This window comes from Halopseudomonas sp., assembly GCF_041579695.1.
Lineage (GTDB): Bacteria > Pseudomonadota > Gammaproteobacteria > Pseudomonadales > Pseudomonadaceae > Halopseudomonas.
This window is the reverse complement of record NZ_JBFGFI010000031.1, coordinates 1-17,471: the sequence shown is the minus strand read 5'-3', so window position 1 is coordinate 17,471 and position 17,471 is coordinate 1. Positions and strand designations below refer to the sequence as shown.

The window sequence follows — 17,471 nt, the reverse complement described above, 5'->3', positions numbered from 1 at the left end:
ACCTTCCTGTCCGATAGTTTGTGTGATTTGAATGCGCCGCTACGGCATTCCGTGAGGTGCCCTGTGATGGCTCAAGGCTACGGTTTGCGGGCATTCGCCGATGGTTGCACAGTATCAGTCATAGGGCTGCTATCTTCAAGCTGTCACCTTCGAGACAGACGTGTACTGCGCTCTTCCAAAGGGACTCCTTGCGCAGGTCTTCGGCGACCTTGTAATGCCCGGCGACAGACACCAGCTCTGCTTCCAGTGACTGACAGAAGATGCGCGCCTGGGTATCGCCGCGTACGCCGGCCAGAGCCCTGCCGCGCAGCGGGCCGTAAACATGGATATTGCCGTCGGCGAGCAGTTCGGAACCGGCGCTGACCGGGGCCATCACGATCAGATCTCCGCCTGGCGCATATACCTGCTGGCCGGAGCGAATCGGCTGGGTAACGATCTTGTTCTGCCCGGGCGCCGCCGCTGCGGTCTCCGCTGCCGGCTCGGTTGCCGCGGGGGTAGCAGCCGCCGCGTCATCGCTGACCGGCATTTCGACCGCACGATCCCGCCCACGGCCCGGCGGCATCAGCACCAGGCCACTTTGCTGGGCCAGCGGGCGGAAGTTCTCGCTGCCGCGCAGGGCCACCGGCACCAGACCGTGATTGCGGCAGATCTGCAACAGTCCCGCCAGGGTGCTGACATTCATGTGAGCATCGAGCTTTTCCAGGCTTAGCACGACCGGCGTGTCGCGGAACAGGTTGGGGGCCTGGGCCGCCTTGTCACCCAGCTGACGGGCAAAGCGTCCGGTATCCAGGCGCACCACTTCGATCACGGTAACGGTCAGCATGCCGCCCTTGAGGTTGAACACGGGGTCGTTATCTAGCAGGTCGAGATTGGTATCAACAGTCATTTCAGATCCACACAGCACGGTTGTGGGCACACTTATATAGATTGGCTGCACTGATCGCAAGCGGCGCGCCGCTTGGGTAGAATGCAGCTTTCCCCTTGATGGCGTCCGTTATGAGTACTCCGGTTTTCCGTCCTGCCCTGCTGCACCCGCGATACTGGCCAATCTGGCTCGGTCTGGGCCTGCTCTGGCTGGTGGTGCGTTTGCCTTATCGCGCTCTGCTCTGGCTCGGCCGCCTGCTAGGTAGGGGTATGCTGGTGTCCATGCCTGAGCGTCGACGGATCGCCGAGACCAACCTGCAGTTGTGCTTTCCCCAGTGGCCCGAAGAGCGCCGCGCTCAGGTGTTGCATGACAACTTCGAGTCCAATGGCATAGCGCTGTTTGAGATGGCCATGGCCTGGTGGTGGCCGCCAGAGCGGCTAGCCCGGCTGGCCCGGATTGACGGGCTGGAACACCTGCAGCGCGCGGCGGCGGCAGGTCAGGGCGTGGTCCTCACCTCACTGCATTTCACTACGCTGGAACTTGGTGCGGCCCTGCTGGGTCAACAGGTAACGATCGATGGTATGTACCGCGAGCATCGCAATCCGGTGTTCGATCTGGTGCAGCGCCGGGGTCGGGAGCGGCATAACGCCGATGCCAGGGCCATTGAACGCGAGGATGTGCGTGCGATGTTCAAATCCCTGCGCAACGGGCGGGCGATCTGGTATGCCCCCGACCAGGACTACGGACGCAAAGCGAGCGTATTCGTGCCCTTCTTTGGCGTGCCTGCGGCTACCGTAACGGCAACCAGTGCCTTTGCGCGGCTGGGCAAGGCGCAGGTCATACCCTTTACTCAGACGCGTCTGCCTGACGCTCAGGGTTATCAACTGACGGTGCATCCCCCCCTTGTGAATTTTCCCAGCGGGGACGAGGAGGCCGATGCACTGCGGATCAATCAATGGGCCGAACAGGCGATCCTCGAACAGCCGGAGCAATATATGTGGGTGCACAGGCGCTTCAAGACGCGGCCTGAGGGCGAGGAGAGACCCTACGCTAAACGACGCAGGCGCAAGCGCCGGAGCCGGGCGTGAGTGAGGATTTGCAGCCGCTTGAATGCATGCCGGGGACAACGGCCCTGGTGCTCGCAGGTGGCGGCGCTCGCGCGGCCTATCAGGTCGGGGTGCTCAAGGCGATCGCTGAGTTGCTGCCGGACCCACAGATCAACCCGTTTCCGGTCATATGTGGTACATCAGCCGGGGCGATCAATGCGCTGGCGCTGGCGTCTAACGCCAGCGATTTCAGTAACGGTGTCGCTCGTTTGAATACAGTGTGGGCGAACTTTAGTTGCAACCAGGTATACCGCTCCGACTGGCCCGGTGTGGTTGCCCAGGCAGTCCGGTGGACCGGGGCCAATCTCTTAGGGGTCGGCCGTCGTTCCCCGACATCGCTGCTGGATAATCGGCCCTTGCGTCATCTCTTGGAAAAGCATCTGCACTTTGGTCGAATCGAAGGTGCCTTGAATAGGGGGCATTTACGCGCCGTCTCGGTAAGTGCTTTCGGCTACCAATCAGCTGAATCAGTCTGCTTCTATCAGGGCCACGAGCGGATCAAGCCCTGGAACCGCCATCGACGGGTGGGTATCCAGACCCAGCTGGGTATCGATCACATGATGGCGTCGGCGGCTATTCCGTTACTGTTCACTCCGGTCAAGCTCGGACGGGAGTGGTTCGGCGATGGTGCAGTGCGCCAGCGCGCGCCGATCAGTCCGGCATTGCACCTGGGTGCCAATCGCGTTTTGGTGATCGGCCTGTCGGACAACCTGGCCGAATCTGTCGAAACCAGCCGCCCTGCAAGGCGAGTGGGTGGCGCTTTACCGCCTACGCTGGCGCAAGTGGGCGGTCATCTGCTCAACAGTACTTTTGTCGATAACCTGGAAAGCGATCTGGAACTACTCGAGCGGATGAACCTCTTGGCTGAACTCATGCCTGAGGAGGCGCGGCAGCACGGCAAAGGACTGTTGCCGGTGGATGTGATGATCATTGCACCGAGCGAGCCCCTGGACCTTATAGCCGCCCGTCACCGGAGGGCGCTGCCCCGGTCGCTGCGCACGTTCCTTCGTGGGAGCGGGGCAACCAGGGCATCTGGCGGCAGTGTGCTGAGCTATCTGCTGTTCGAGGCGGAGTACTGCCAGGAGCTGATCGCGCTCGGCTATCAGGATGCGACGGCCAAGCGCGAGGAGCTGCAGCGGTTCCTTGGTCTGCTCTGCCCCATATAGTCGCTTAGCCGACGACCAGCACGCGTATGGCATCGAGGCGGATCTTCGCCTGGCGTAGTTGGGCCAAGCCCTCGGATTTGTGCTTTTCGAGTGTGGCGATCTCATCCGGTCGGACCAGCGGGTTTACCTGGCCCAGAGCGTCGAGACGTTGCACTTCTTCATCCAGGTCCAATCCGAAACGGCGGCTGGCTTCTTCCACCAGCTTGTTGTGGTGAACCTCGGCCAACGTTTCTGCCTTATTAAGCATCTCCTGAATGACATCACGCTGGCTTTTCGCAATCTTGGTCGCCAGGTGCCTGGGCACGCTGTCCAGCTGGGCATCCAGCGTGTCGAACGCCACCTTGCTGGCCAGGTCGTTACCGCTGATGTCGAGCAGACAGCGCACCGGGGTGGGCGGTAGATAGCGCTGCAGCTGCAATGCGCGCGGTGCGATCGCCTCGCTTACGAACAGGCATTCCAGCAGCAGGGTGCCGGGTTTCAACGCCTTGTTTTTGAGTACCGCGACGGCACTGTTGCCCATGCTGCCGGCCAGCACCAGGTCCATGCCTCCCTGTAGCATGGGGTGCTCCCAGGTGATGAACTGCATGTCCTCACGGGTCAGGGCTGTTTCGCGATCGTAGGTGATGGTGACGCCTTCTTCGTCGCCCAGCGGGAATCCGGCATCCAGCATGCGCTCGCCCGGCCGCAGGATAAGCGCATTGTCGGAATGGTCTTCGCTGTCGATGCCGAAAACGTCGAACAGCCGCTCCATATATATGGCCAGCTGGAAGTCGTTGTCCTGGGTTTCGATCGCCTCGATCATCTTCCGCGCGTCACCGTGGCCGCGCGAATGAATCTCCAGCAGTCGATCGCGTCCGGCATGCAGCTCTTCTTCCAGATCCAGGCGGCGACTGCGCGCCTCCGCCAGTAGGGCTGTCCAGTCGGCGGGTGCGGGGTTGTCCAGTTGCTGTTGCAGTCGTGCGCCGAATTCATTCTGCAGGGCGTTACCGGTCGGACAGGTTTCTTCAAAGGCATTGAGCGCCTGGTGATACCAGACGAACAGCCTCTCCTGTGCGGTATCCTGCAGATAGGGTACGTGGAGCTGGATGGTTTGCTGTTGCCCGATCCGGTCCAGGCGGCCAATACGCTGTTCGAGCAGATCGGGATGGGCCGGTAGGTCGAACATGATCATGTGATGGGCAAACTGGAAATTACGACCCTCACTGCCGATTTCAGAACAAATCAACACCTGGGCGCCGAATTCCTCGTCGGCAAAGAAAGCTGCCGCGCGGTCGCGCTCGATGATGGTCATGCCCTGATGAAATACTGCAGCAGGTATGCCACTGCGAACTCGCAGGGCATCGTCCAGGTCCATTGCGGTGCCGGCGTTGGCACAAATTACCAGCACCTTGCTGCGCTTGAGGGTTTTCAGTGTGTCTATCAGCCAGTCCACGCGGGGATCCTCCTGCCACCAGGGGGCAGGAGTAGCTTCGACACCGGTCTGGAAATCCGTTTCCGGGTAGAGCGCGTTGCGGCCCTGCAGGTCGAGATAGAGTTCGGGGCAGGGTAGCGCGTGAGCATGCAGCTGGCGCTCGGGAAAGCCGCTGATAGCCGCCCGGGTATTGCGGTAGAGCACCCGACCTGTGCCATGCCGGTCGAGTAATTGACGCACCAGGCTTTCGCGCGCTTCGCTGGCCTGATCGTCGGTCGCGTTGAGCTGGTCGAGCAAATCGTCAGCGCTGCCGCCAAGCCAGTGGCTGATAGCCTCGCGCTCCTGGTTTGCCAGCGGCTTTTCGCTGAGCAGGGTCTGCACTGCCTCGGCCACCGGCTGGTAGCTGGAGGACTCTTCCCGGAATGCTTCAAGATCGTGGAAGCGATCCGGATCGAGCAGGCGCAGGCGGGCGAAGTGGCTGGCCTGGCCGAGCTGCTCGGGGGTGGCGGTCAGCAGCAATACGCTGGGAATTCTTCCTGCAAGTTGTTCGACCAGTTCGTATTCTGGGCTCGGTTCATCCTCGTCCCATACCAGGTGGTGTGCCTCGTCGACCACCAGCATGTCCCAGTCGCTGGCTTGCAGGCATTGCCGTGCAAAGGGATTGTCGAGCAGGAACTCCAGCGCAACCAGAGCCAGCTGCTCCTCTTCGAACGGATTGTCCTCGGCGCCCTGGCAGCGTTCGATGTTGAACAGGGCGAAGCGCAGATTAAACCGTCGCTGCATTTCGACCAGCCATTGATGCTGCAGGTTCTCCGGCACAACAATCAACACGCGCTTGACCCGTCCGGTCTGCAGTTGGCGATGGATGACCAGGCCCGCTTCGATGGTCTTGCCCAGGCCGACCTCGTCGGCGAGCAGGACCCTTGGCGCAATCCGGTCGGCAACGTCGCGGGCGATATGCAACTGGTGTTCGATCGGCTGCGTGCGCACGCCGGCGAGGCCGAGCAAGGGTGAGCGTTGAATGCGGCAGTGGTGGCGCAGGCTTTCGTAACGCAGGCTGAACCAGGGCAGCGGATCTATCTGGCTGGCAAACAGCCGGTCACTGGCCAGACGAAACTGGATGAAATTGTCGAGCATGGTCTCGGCAAATTCGGCAGCCTCGTTGTTTTCCTTCAGACCGCTGTAAACCAGCAGGCCGTCTTCCTCGCGCACGCTGGAAACCGTCAGTGCCCATCCTTCATGGTGGGTAATGGTGTCGCCGGGACTGAAACGCACACGTGTGAGTGGTGCGTTGCGCAGCGCGTAGTGTCGGGTTTCTCCGCTCGCCGGAAAGAGAATCACCAGCAAGCGTTCGTCCTGTGACAGCAGCGTGCCGAGTCCCAGTTCTGATTCGCTGTCACTGACCCAGCGTTGCCCCGGGGTAAATACCGTCATGCCGCTCTCCTGCCCATCCGGAAAAGTCCAGTATATTAACTGAACATGTCCGGCGCAGAAACCGCTGATACCCGCTGTGCCGCCGGAACTCCGGTTTGCCGGGTATCCGCAATTGTGCGCGCTATCACACATCCGGGGGATAAAGAACGCGTCTTTATGGTCGATACAATAGGGTCGCTGCTCTTTGGTCGAATAATCCGCCTGAAGCAGGGACGAATCCATAACTGGCATCGGGGCGACCGGGTTGTCGCCAACGCTGCTTATCAGTGCACCGGCTTGTTGCAGACAGGCCAAGCGAGGCAGCCATGCTCATACCCAATCTTCCTGTGCTCGGAGCGCAGCAGGACCCGGTAAAGTCCAAGCGCAATGTCCAGCCCACCAGCCAGACCGAGCCGGTGCACGAGCATCTGGAGCGCGCAGGCGAGCGTCGTCAGCGGGACGAGGGGCATTTTCCGGATCGTCGGCGAAATCGCGCACGTCGCAGGCCGGTCAACGAGCGTCGGGAACTGGCCGACCTGCCCGCCAAGGGGCTGTTGGTTGACATACAGGTCTGAAGCGATGCTAATCTGGTCGAAAATCGCTGGAATCTGGCTGTGACTGACGACCCTGACAACCCCGCTGTAGTGGATTTCGAATCCAGACGCCGAGAGCACCTGCATCGGGTCCATGACGCCCGCCTGGAAAAAATGCGAAGCGAATTCGAAAAGGTCTTTCCGCTGCCCGGCAAGCCAGCCGGCAAAGTGGCTCGCCCGGCAAAAAAGAAAAAGAAGCCCCGCAAGTCCTGAGCACCCTCCGTTAGTTCTTTGCATCTTTGCGCAATACCCTTTCCGAAATTGATCCGTGTCAATAACCCTGACTAATTGCAGGGGTATTCTTCGATCATGGGCAATCAGAGGAGAGAACTCATGTTTATCGACGAGGTGGTGCTTGCCGGGATAGTGACAGTAGGCCTGATGGTGGCATTCCTGGGTGGTGTGGGTGTATTCATCTGGCGTGATAGTCACAAGAAAAAGCGCGGTCACAAAGTCCCCTGAATATTTCCGGGGCCGGCCCATGGTCGGCTCCGACACGGTGCATGGCTCGCAAGGCCTTTGGCGGATTCTTCCACGGAGATCCGCCTTTTTTGTGCCGAACGGCTCTTTCGTCCGCTGCTCGTACTAGGTAGGATCCAGCCAACTCCGCTGTGATTTCGCTGATGTGACCGATTCCAGAAGACCACGTTGTGTCCTATGCCTGCGCCCGCCGGGGCATTGCCTGTGCGCCCTGATCCCGACCCTGCAGTCGACCACCCGTATTCTGGTAATCCAGCATCCGCAGGAACAGGGGCACGCCCTGAATACCGGCCGGCTCCTCGTCGCGGGGCTTGCCGGAGCGCAGATCGTGGTAGCAGAACACCTGCCTCTCGACTCCTGTGCCTACGCGCAGATTACTGATCCAGCCTGGCGCACCGAGCTGCTTTTTCCAGGCGAGAATGCTCCTGTGCTGGCGCCGGCAGGCGCGCGGGACCAGCGCCCGCGCTGTCTTGTACTGATCGACGGTACGTGGCGCAAGGCGCGCAAGATTATGGCCATCAATCCTGTACTGCAACGATTGCCACGTGTGTGCTTGCCAGGCGGGCTGGTCAGTCGCTACCGCCTGCGCAAGACCGGCGTGCCAAACGCGCTGTCTACCATCGAGGCAGGCGTACAGGCACTGCATCTGCTTGAGCCTGGCGCGGATTATGCGGCGATTCTGCGGCCCTTCGAGGCGCTGATCGAGCGCCAGATCCAGGCCATGGGGCCGGAATGCTATGCGCGCAATCATTCCACGCAAGGCGCTGATCTGTGGCGCTCGGCGCCATCTGATGCTGATGCCTGAGGGGTGCATTACCCGACAAAGTGCGGAGGCCGGACGGCTATTCGCAAGGTTTATAATGCTCGGTTTTTGCTATCGACTGCGGCGCTTGTGTTTAGACTTGGTGATGTAGTCCGGGTCGAGACAAAAATAAAAATGCATTCCGGGTTTTCTGATCGGCGTGCGAGCAGAGGTAGTGAACATGCAGTCAAACATGCAGACCGGCGGGCAGCGCGTGGTTGTGACGGGAGCCGGCAGCGGCCTGGGCCGCGAGCTCGCGCTGCGCTATGCGCGTGAAGGGGCCCGCCTGGTATTGGCGGACATCCAGGAAGCTGGCTTGAAACAGACGCTGGAGATGGTCGAAGCGGCTGGCGGTAAGGGCTTCTGGCAGCGCTGCGACGTACGCGACTTCAGCCAGTTGGCTGCGCTGGCGCAAAGCTGTGAGGAGCGCATGGGTGGCATTGATGTGCTGATCAACAATGCCGGCGTCGCTTCCGGTGGTTTCTTCTGGGATCTCACGCTGGAAGACTGGGACTGGCAGATCAGTATCAACCTGATGGGTGTCGTCAAGGGCTGCAAGGCGTTCATGCCGATGCTGATGAAGCAGCGCCAGGGCCGGATTATCAACATTGGTTCCATGGCAGCGCTGATGCAGGCACCCGGCATGAGCAACTACAACGTAGCCAAGGCCGGGGTTGTGGCGCTTTCCGAAAGCCTGATGGCCGAGCTGCAACCTCTGGGGCTCAAGGTCAATGTAGTCTGCCCGTCATTTTTCCAGACCAACCTGCTCGATTCGTTCCGCGGACCGGATCAGGCCGCAAAGGAACAGGTGGCCAGGTTGCTGGAGAGCTCGCCGATCAGCGCGGCAGACATTGCGGACTTTGTATTCACCGAGAGCAAGGCGGATACTTTCATGATTCTGCCCCATGAGGCAGGACGGGCCGCGTGGGCCGCCAAACAGGCTAATCCGCAGGTGATCTATGATGAAATGATTCGCCTTGCAGTCAAGAAGATGGAGCCTGAGGCAAGCTGAGTGTCAAACACTCTGCTGCATGTTCGCATATCACGCATAATGATAATGCTACCCGCACTGCCGTGCGGGTTTTAATCTCCGTGCCCTGCTAAAGTCCCCGTTCGAAGGGATTGCCATTGCTGTTCCCCAATTATTGTCCTGAATCAGTTACTCCGAACTGTCAAACTCAATCGAGGTATCAAGATGCGTGAAGTGGTTATCGTAGACAGCGTCCGCACCGGCCTGGCCAAGTCCTTCCGTGGCAAGTTCAACATCACCCGTCCCGATGACATGGCTGCCCATTGCGTCAATGCGCTGCTCGAGCGCACCGGTATCGATCCGCTGCTGGTGGATGACTGCATCGTCGGCGCTGGATCCAACGAAGGCGCACAGGGCTACAACATTGGCCGTAACGTGGCGGTATTGTCCGGTCTGGGTATCAACGCCGCGGGCATGACCCTGAATCGTTTCTGCTCTTCAGGTCTGCAGTCCATCGCGATCGCAGCAAACCAGATCGCCTCCGGCTGCTCCGATGCGATTGTCGCCGGTGGTGTCGAGTCGATCACCCTGACGGCCAAGAGCCGCAACACCGATCACCTCTATAACCCGCGTCTGGAAGAAGAGTTGCCCGGCATCTATTACCCGATGGGCCAGACCGCCGAGGTCGTCGCGCGTCGTTACAACGTCAGCCGTGAAAGCCAGGATGCCTACGCGCTGCAGAGCCAGCAGCGCACTGCGCGGGCGCAGTCCGAAGGGCTGTTCAATGACGAGATCGTGCCGATGCCGGTCAAGTATCAGGTCCAGGACAAGACCACAGGCGAGATCAGCATCGTCGATGGCGTGGTCGATCGTGACGAGTGCAACCGTCCCGAGACTACCCTGGAAGGGCTGAACAGCTTGAAGCCGGTGTTTGCCGAAGACGGTTCTGTCACGGCAGGTAACGCTTCGCAGCTGTCTGACGGCGCCTCGATGACCCTAGTGATGAGCCTGGAAAAAGCGCTGGAGCTGGGTCTCAAGCCCAAGGCGTATTTCCGCGGGTTCACCGTTGCCGGTTGCCAGCCGGACGAGATGGGCATCGGCCCGATATATTCGGTGCCTAAAATGCTCGAAGCGCGTGGCCTGAAGGTTGAGGATATTGACCTGTGGGAACTGAACGAAGCGTTCGCCTCACAGTGCCTGTATGCCCGCGATCACCTGGGTATCGATAACGAGAAGTACAATGTTAACGGCGGCTCGATCTCCATTGGTCATCCCTTTGGCATGACCGGTTCGCGTCAGGTGGGTCATCTGATCCGCGAGCTGCAGCGCCGCAATCTGCGCTACGGCATCGTTACCATGTGCGTGGGTGGCGGCATGGGCGCCACCGGCCTGTTCGAAGTCTACAAGTAAGTTTCGCGGCCCCGGCTTCTCGCAGCCGGTAGAAGGGATGCAGCGTTCAGGCGCTGCATCCCTTTTTTATGCCTGGATTTCCCTGACCGATGCCAGGCGCCAGGTGCTTGTGGCACAATAGGTTTTTGCATAACAGGGCTGAAACGGGACATGTGCAGGTCGCATGGCGAGCGCGGGTCAATGCATGGCGGATGAGCTGCGTCGAGTAGCCTTTGTGCTGTGGCCGGGCACTCATCCGGCAACGGTGATGCCGGCCCTGGCAGTGTTGCGGTCGGCCAACAGAATGGCAGAAGCAGAACTGTACCGGGCCGAATGTTACACCCTGGACGATCAGCCGCTGCTCAGCCCCGAGGGCTGGCGACTGCCAGCGGCGCAATGGAACGGCGAGCAGTCCGGTCACGCCCATATCTGGCTGGTAGCCGATGGCATGGCGTTACCGAGCACAATCCCTGTCGGCCTGGCCCACCATTGTCGGAATCGGGCACGTGACGGGTACACGATTGGCGCGCTTGAGGGCGGCGTTTATCCACTGGCGATGAGCGGTTTGCTCGACGGCCATCTGTGTGCGGTGCATTGGCGGATGATTGATGACTTCCGCGAGCGCTTTCCGGCGGTGAAAGCGGGCAGCGAGCTGTTTGCACAGGATCGGGGACGGCTTAGCAGTAGCGGCGGCCAGGCCACGCTGGATCTTTTTCTCGCTCTGCTCGCCGAGGAGCGCGATCCCGACCTGGCCGCAATGGTTGCCGAGGATCTCGTGGTAGAGCGCTTGCGCGACGGCAGCGAGCGGCAGCGTGTGCCGCTGCGCAATCGTCTTGGCAGCACGCATCCAAAGTTGACCCAGGCAGTGATCCTGATGGAGTCGAATATCGAGGAGCCGCTGACCACCGATGAGATTGCACGCCATGTCTGTGTTTCCCGTCGCCAGCTCGAACGTATATTCAAGCAGTACCTCAACAGCGTACCGTCACAGTACTATCTGGAATTGCGCCTCAACCGCGCCCGGCAAATGCTGCTGCAGACCAGTAAGTCGATTATCCAGATCGGTCTCTCCTGCGGCTTTTCGTCGGGACCGCATTTTTCCAGCGCCTATCGCAATTGTTTCGGCATCACGCCGCGCGAGGATCGTAATCAGCGCCGTGCGCAACAGGCGATGGATGTGGCGGCCAAGGCCTGAGCGTGTGACAAACCGCTGTAAGCGGTAGAGCAGATTGAAAGCAGGATGGTAAAGAATCCAGTACAACGGCCCGCAGGGCAAAGGAGAACACGGGGATGTCAGATGCAATGCAGGTAGGCCGGGCGGACTTCGACCGTGTCATGGTGCCCAACTACGCACCGATTGACATGATCCCTGTGCGCGGGGAAGGCTCGCGCCTGTGGGATCAGCAGGGCCGCGAATATGTCGACCTGGCCGGTGGTATTGCAGTCAATGTACTGGGTCATGCGCATCCGGCATTGATCGATGCGCTTACTGAGCAGGCTGGCAAGCTCTGGCACGTGTCGAATGTACTGACCAATGAGCCGGCTCTGCGGCTGGCCAGCAAGCTGGTGGACGCGACTTTTGCAGACAAGGTGTTCTTCGCCAATTCCGGCGCTGAAGCCAACGAGGCGGCATTCAAGCTGGCACGCCGCTGGGCGCATGAAACTGTCGGCCCGGACAAGCACGAGATCATCGCCTGTACCAACAGCTTCCATGGTCGTACCCTTTTTACCGTCAGCGTCGGCGGTCAGCCGAAATATTCCCAGGGTTTTGGTCCGGCTCTGGAAGGCATCAGTCACGTGCCCTATAACGATCTGGAAGCGCTGGAGCAGAAGATCTCTGCACGTACCTGTGCGGTGGTCATCGAGCCGATCCAGGGGGAGGGCGGGGTGATTCCGGCCTCGCCCGGTTATCTGCAGGCCGCCCGCGAGTTGTGCGACAAACACAACGCACTGCTTATTTTCGATGAGGTGCAAAGTGGCATGGGGCGCAGCGGCAAGCTGTATGCCTACATGCACGGCGATGTGGTGCCGGACATTCTTACCAGCGCCAAGAGCCTGGGCGGCGGCTTTCCGATCGCCGCGATGCTGACCACCGCTGCGATCGCGGCGCATTTTGCCGTCGGCACCCATGGTAGTACCTACGGCGGTAATCCCCTTGGCTGCGCGGTCGCCGAGCGGGTGCTGGATATCGTCAATACCCGGGAAGTGCTCGAAGGGGTCGAGGCCCGGAACCAGTTGCTGGTCGACGGCATCATTACAATAGCGCAGGAGTTTCCGGTGTTTTCCCAGGTGCGCGGCAAGGGTCTGCTACTGGGTGCGGTACTGGCCGATGCCTGGCGTGGCCAGGCCCGGCAGATCCAGGAAGCGGCACAGCGCGAGGGGCTTCTGGTGTTGCAGGCGGGTCCCGACGTGATGCGTATAGCACCCAGCCTGGTGATCAGCGAAGCTGACATCGCCGAAGCCATGCAGCGCCTGCGCACCGCGTTGGCCTCGCTGACCGGATAACCGCGGAGAGCGCCATGCTGGTTCAACGCCTGAGTAGAGTCTCGGATCTACCCGAAATCCAGCGGCTGGCTGCATCCAGCCCGGCTGGCGTGACCGCTTTGCCCGATGATGCCGTCCGGCTGGGTGAGATTCTCGAACTTTCCGAGGCATCGATGACCGAGGAGATCAGCTTCAGTGGTGAAGAACGCTATTTCTTCGTGATCGAGGACACGACCAGCGGCAGGCTTGCCGGTTGCAGCAGTGTGATCGCCTCAGCCGGTTTCAGTGAACCTTTCTATACCTTTCGCAACGAGATGTTTGTGCACGTCTCCAGACAACTGGGCTTGCATAACCGCATGCACGTTCTCTCCCTGTGTCACGATCTGACCGGACACAGTCTGCTTTCGGGTTTTCATATCGAGGAGGCCCATCAGCATTCGAATGCCATGGCGCTGAATGCCCGCGGCCGCCTGCTATTCATGGCAAGCCACCCCCAGCGTTTCGCCGATTCGACATCGGTTGAGGTGGTCGGCGTGAGTGATCAGCAGGGAAACGCCCCTTTCTGGGACGCGGTGGGCAGGCACTTCTTTGCGGTCAGCTACAGCGAAGCAGAGCGCATCGGCAGCAGTCGCGGCCGCAGCTGCCTGGCGGAGCTGATGCCCGGCTATCCGATCTATGTGCCGATGCTCTCCGACGAGGCGCAGGAAGTCATTGGCCAGGTGCACCCGTCGGCACAGGATGTGTTTGATCTGCTGATGCGCGAGGGGTTCGAGACGGATAATTACGTGGATATCTTCGACGGTGGCCCCGTCGTGCATGCCCGCACCGCAGATCTGCATACCGTACGCAGCAGTCAAGTTACCACTGTTGACATCGGTCAGATGCCCGCAGGTGATTCCAGCTGGCTGGTGGCCAATCAGCAGATCGCAAACTTTCGGGCCTGCGTGATGAATCTGTCAGTAACAGCGGATGAGCCGCTGATACTGGATCAGGCTGCGGCCGATCTGTTGGGCATTACCAGCGGTGACACTGTGCGACTGGCGAGGGAGGCCTGATATGTTGGTGCGTGCTGCACGGGTCGCGGACATCCAGAGCCTGCTGGAACTTGCCGTTAACGCAGGTGCGGGGCTGACAACCCTTCCGGCGAGCGAGGAGCGTCTGCTGCGGCGCCTGCAGAATGTGGAACAGAGCTTTCTGGGGCAGGTCGATCTGGCTGACAGCGACTATCTTTTCGTGCTGGAAAACGAGACAGGGCAGGTCGTCGGTACCAGCGGCATGCTGGGGTCGGCGGGTATGCGCGAGCCCTGGTACAGCTACCGGATGGGGCTGACGGTAGCAGCCAGCCGCGAGCTGAATGTCTACCGGCAGCAGCCGACGCTTTTTCTGGTCAACGATCTGACGGGTTCCACCGCGCTGTGTTCCCTGTACCTGCCCGAGCAATACCGGCAAAGCGATACGGCGCGCCTGATTTCCAAGGCGCGCTTTCTGTTCATGGCCGAGTTCGTCGCATCTTTTTCTTCCAGGGTGATCGTGGAAATGCGCGGGCGCTCGGACAGCAGTGGACGCTCGCCGTTCTGGGACAGCCTTGGTCAGCATTTTTTTCGCATGGACTTCGCCCGCGCCGACTATCTGACGGGCATGGGTAACAAGGCCTTTATTGCCGAAATGATGCCCAAGTTCCCCCTTTATGCCTGTTTTCTCAGCGAGGCAGCGCGAGACGCTATAGGCAAGGTGCACCCTGATTCCGAAGCGGGACTGGCGATTGCGCAAGAGGAGAGCATGACCTATCAGGGCTATATCGACATCTTCGATGGCGGCGCAACTCTTGAGGCGCCACTGGCGCAAATCCGTTCGGTCAGCGAGAGCCGGGTGTTGTTGCTGGCCATCGGCACACCCGGGGATGACGCCGAGCCCTTCCTGATACACAACCGCGGGCGATTCGACTGCCGGATGGTCAGCGCGCCGGCACGCATGGCAGCTGGCACACTGGTCGTCTCGCGCGCGAGTGCCGAACGCCTGGGGCTGCGTTCCGGTACGCCGGTCCGGGCGGTCGCGTTGCGCAACGGGCACGTTGCCGGCGCGCAACCCTATGCCAGATGACACACGGGCTTACATGAGTGCGCTTGGCCTGCTGTAGAGGGATTCCTATACTCAGCAGACAATCTCGCCTCCTCCAGGGAGCTGTGCCCATGCGTCACCTCGCCGCTGTTTGTCTGCTTTTCTCCGGCATTGTTGCAAGCCAGTCCGTTCTGGCTGACTGCGCGGCTATCCTGCAGCACGAAATGCCGGCACTGCGATCCAAAGACACCATCGATCTGTGCGAGCGCTATGCGGGCAAGCCGCTGCTGATAGTCAATACCGCGAGCTTTTGCGGCTTCACGCCGCAGTTCAAGGGGCTGGAGGCGATTTACCAGCTATACCGCGGCCAGGGGCTGGCTGTGCTCGGGGTGCCGTCCAATGATTTCCGGCAGGAGGCTGCCGAGGTGGAGAAAGTGGCGGATGTCTGTTACGTCAATTACGGTGTCACTTTCGCCATGACAGATCCGCAAACGGTGACTGGCCCCGGCGCTCACCCGGTGTACCGTCAGTTGGCCGAGGCTGCCGGAGAGGCCCCTGCCTGGAATTTTCACAAGTATCTGATCGATCGCGAGGGCCGGGTGACCGGCAGTTTCGCCAGTCAGGTGGCGCCCGATGACCCTGCACTCGTGAAGGCCATTGAATTGGCGCTCTGAAGCGTACCCTCTTTGTCATAATCGGCTCGGGGCATGATGCATGTGGGCGCTCTATGCTTATATAATGCGGCCCTGACCACGCCCGCGCGTCCAGTGCAGGCTGACCCGATTCTGGTAGGGGATTTATGAAAAGCGCAGAGATTCGAGAAGCCTTCCTCCAATTTTTCGAACACAAGGGACACACCCGTGTGGCCTCCAGTTCGCTGATTCCGGAGAATGATCCGACCCTGCTATTTACCAATGCCGGGATGAACCAGTTCAAGGACTGCTTCCTCGGTCTGGAGAAGCGTGCCTACACCCGCGCCACGAGCAGTCAGAAATGCGTACGTGCCGGCGGCAAGCACAATGACCTCGAGAATGTCGGTTACACCGCGCGGCACCATACCTTTTTCGAGATGCTGGGCAACTTCAGCTTCGGCGACTACTTCAAGCGCGAAGCAATCCTGTTCGCCTGGGAGTTCCTGACCTCGGAACAATGGCTGAACCTGCCCAAGGACAAGCTCTGGGTCACCGTGTATGCCACCGATGACGAAGCCTATGACATCTGGACAAAGGAAGTCGGCGTGCCCGCAGCACACATGGTACGCATCGGTGACAACAAGGGCGCGCCCTATGCCTCCGACAACTTCTGGGCCATGGGCGACACCGGTCCGTGCGGGCCGTGCAGCGAGATATTCTTCGATCACGGCCCCGAGATCTGGGGCGGCCCGCCGGGCAGTCCGGAAGAGGACGGCGACCGCTACATCGAGATCTGGAACAACGTATTCATGCAATTCAATCGCACTGCCGATGGCGAGATGCAGCCGCTGCCGGCACCCAGCGTCGATACCGGGATGGGCCTGGAGCGCATCAGTGCAGTCATGCAGCATGTGCATTCCAATTATGAAATAGACCTGTTCCAGAATCTGCTACAGGCCTCGGCCAAGGCGATTGGTTGCGAACGGGATGACGACGCCTCGCTGAAAGTGGTTGCCGACCATATCCGCTCCTGCAGTTTCCTGATTGCCGATGGCGTCGTGCCCTCCAACGAAGGCCGCGGCTACGTGCTGCGCCGTATCATTCGCCGGGCCTGCCGACACGGCAACAAACTGGGCGCCCAGGGCGTGTTCTTCCATCGGATCGTCGCTGCGCTGGTCGCCGAGATGGGCGATGCCTTTGCGGAGCTCAGGACGCGCCAGGCGCATATCGAACGGATCCTGAAGACCGAGGAAGAGCAGTTTGCCAAGACCCTGGAGCAGGGTCTGAAGATCCTCGAACAGGATCTGCTGGCCCTGCAGGGTAACGAGATTCCCGGAGAGGTGGTGTTCAAGCTATACGACACCTACGGGTTCCCGATGGACCTGACCGGCGATATCGCCCGCGAGCGCGGCCTGACGCTGGATGAAGCTGGTTTCGAGCGCGCCATGCAGGCCCAGCGCGAGCGCGCGCGCTCCGCCAGCCAGTTCGGCATGGACTACAACAATCTGGTCAAGATCGATCTGGAGACCGAATTCCAGGGCTACGACGGCACTGTCGGTGAAGGTCAGGTGGTAGCGTTGTTCCGCGAAGGTCAGGAAGTGGACTGGCTGCGCGATGGGGAGAACGGTGTTGTCGTAATCGACAAGACCCCTTTCTATGCCGAATCGGGTGGCCAGGTGGGTGACACCGGTTATTTCGAGGTGGTGGAGAGCGGCTTGCGCTTCGATGTTCGCGACACGACCAAGAGCGGTTCGGCACATTTGCATCACGGTGTGGTTGTCCGGGGCGAACTGCGCAAGGGTGACAAGGTGCGTGCTGTGGTCGACGATCACATCCGTCAGGCGACCAAGCTCAATCACTCGGCCACCCATCTGTTGCACGCGGCTCTGCGCCAGGTGCTCGGAGAGCATGTCCAGCAAAAGGGCTCGCTGGTCGACAGTCAGCGTCTGCGCTTTGACTTCAGTCATTTCGAGTCGATCAGCGTCGAGCAACTGCGCGAGCTGGAGGATATGGTCAACCAGCAGATCCGCCTGAACACGCCGGTGGCTATAGAGGTAACCGACATCGAGACCGCTAAAGGTAAAGGCGCGATGGCCCTGTTC

General features: G+C 60.4%; 16 protein-coding genes. 14 read left to right on the top strand and 2 right to left on the bottom strand.

The genetic code is table 11. From position 1 onward, the window contains the following. Positions 1-118: 118 nt before the first annotated feature. Positions 119-886 carry a septum site-determining protein MinC gene (minC, locus tag ABYA88_RS08495; RefSeq protein ID WP_373186658.1) on the bottom strand — a complete coding sequence of 256 codons (768 nt, stop codon included), beginning with the start codon at positions 884-886 and terminating at the stop codon, positions 119-121. Between the two features lie 110 nt (positions 887-996). On the opposite strand from minC, the gene ABYA88_RS08490 reads away from it, so the two are divergent. Next, positions 997-1,953: a lipid A biosynthesis lauroyl acyltransferase gene (locus ABYA88_RS08490; protein WP_373186656.1), complete on the top strand. Its 957-nt coding sequence runs from the start codon at positions 997-999 to the stop codon at positions 1,951-1,953. A 26-nt stretch (positions 1,954-1,979) separates the two neighbouring features. Further along, positions 1,980-3,137, top strand: a complete 1,158-nt coding sequence (locus ABYA88_RS08485; protein WP_373186679.1) for a patatin-like phospholipase family protein — start codon at positions 1,980-1,982, stop codon at positions 3,135-3,137. Positions 3,138-3,141: 4 nt separating this feature from the next. On the opposite strand, the gene rapA is transcribed toward ABYA88_RS08485, so the two are convergent. Beyond that, a complete protein-coding gene (rapA, locus tag ABYA88_RS08480) occupies positions 3,142-5,982 on the bottom strand; it encodes an RNA polymerase-associated protein RapA (protein ID WP_373186655.1) in 2,841 nt (946 codons plus the stop codon). Positions 5,983-6,287: 305 nt separating this feature from the next. Between rapA and ABYA88_RS08475 the strand changes: the two genes are divergently transcribed. From ABYA88_RS08475 to alaS, 12 genes are all read left to right on the top strand, one after another. Then, the gene (locus ABYA88_RS08475; protein ID WP_373186653.1) at positions 6,288-6,536 is read left to right on the top strand and encodes a hypothetical protein; all 249 of its coding nucleotides are present in this window, start codon (positions 6,288-6,290) and stop codon (positions 6,534-6,536) included. Positions 6,537-6,575: 39 nt separating this feature from the next. After that, on the top strand, positions 6,576-6,767 hold the full coding sequence (locus ABYA88_RS08470; RefSeq protein WP_373186652.1) for a hypothetical protein: 192 nt from the start codon (positions 6,576-6,578) through the stop codon (positions 6,765-6,767). Positions 6,768-6,887: 120 nt separating this feature from the next. Continuing rightward, complete coding sequence (gene ccoM, locus ABYA88_RS08465; RefSeq protein ID WP_373186651.1) at positions 6,888-7,016, top strand: cytochrome c oxidase subunit CcoM; 129 nt, start codon at positions 6,888-6,890, stop codon at positions 7,014-7,016. 163 nt (positions 7,017-7,179) lie between these two features. After that, positions 7,180-7,839 (top strand): tRNA-uridine aminocarboxypropyltransferase, encoded by a 660-nt coding sequence (locus ABYA88_RS08460; RefSeq protein WP_373186649.1) that lies wholly within the window; start codon positions 7,180-7,182, stop codon positions 7,837-7,839. A 178-nt stretch (positions 7,840-8,017) separates the two neighbouring features. After that, positions 8,018-8,848: an SDR family oxidoreductase gene (locus ABYA88_RS08455; RefSeq protein WP_373186647.1), complete on the top strand. Its 831-nt coding sequence runs from the start codon at positions 8,018-8,020 to the stop codon at positions 8,846-8,848. Positions 8,849-9,031: 183 nt separating this feature from the next. After that, the gene (locus ABYA88_RS08450) at positions 9,032-10,216 is read left to right on the top strand and encodes an acetyl-CoA C-acyltransferase (RefSeq protein WP_373186646.1); all 1,185 of its coding nucleotides are present in this window, start codon (positions 9,032-9,034) and stop codon (positions 10,214-10,216) included. A 184-nt stretch (positions 10,217-10,400) separates the two neighbouring features. Beyond that, a complete protein-coding gene (locus ABYA88_RS08445) occupies positions 10,401-11,390 on the top strand; it encodes a GlxA family transcriptional regulator (protein ID WP_373186644.1) in 990 nt (329 codons plus the stop codon). Positions 11,391-11,485: 95 nt separating this feature from the next. Further along, positions 11,486-12,700, top strand: coding sequence for an aspartate aminotransferase family protein (locus ABYA88_RS08440; RefSeq protein ID WP_373186643.1), 1,215 nt, complete (start codon positions 11,486-11,488; stop codon positions 12,698-12,700). 14 nt (positions 12,701-12,714) lie between these two features. Continuing rightward, positions 12,715-13,734: an arginine N-succinyltransferase gene (locus tag ABYA88_RS08435; protein WP_373186642.1), complete on the top strand. Its 1,020-nt coding sequence runs from the start codon at positions 12,715-12,717 to the stop codon at positions 13,732-13,734. A 1-nt stretch (position 13,735) separates the two neighbouring features. Next, positions 13,736-14,779, top strand: a complete 1,044-nt coding sequence (gene astA, locus ABYA88_RS08430) for an arginine N-succinyltransferase (RefSeq protein ID WP_373186641.1) — start codon at positions 13,736-13,738, stop codon at positions 14,777-14,779. 89 nt (positions 14,780-14,868) lie between these two features. After that, a complete protein-coding gene (locus ABYA88_RS08425) occupies positions 14,869-15,411 on the top strand; it encodes a glutathione peroxidase (protein WP_373186639.1) in 543 nt (180 codons plus the stop codon). Between the two features lie 125 nt (positions 15,412-15,536). Further along, the coding region (gene alaS / locus ABYA88_RS08420) for an alanine--tRNA ligase (protein WP_373186637.1) at positions 15,537-17,471 on the top strand (1,935 nt) is incomplete at its 3' end.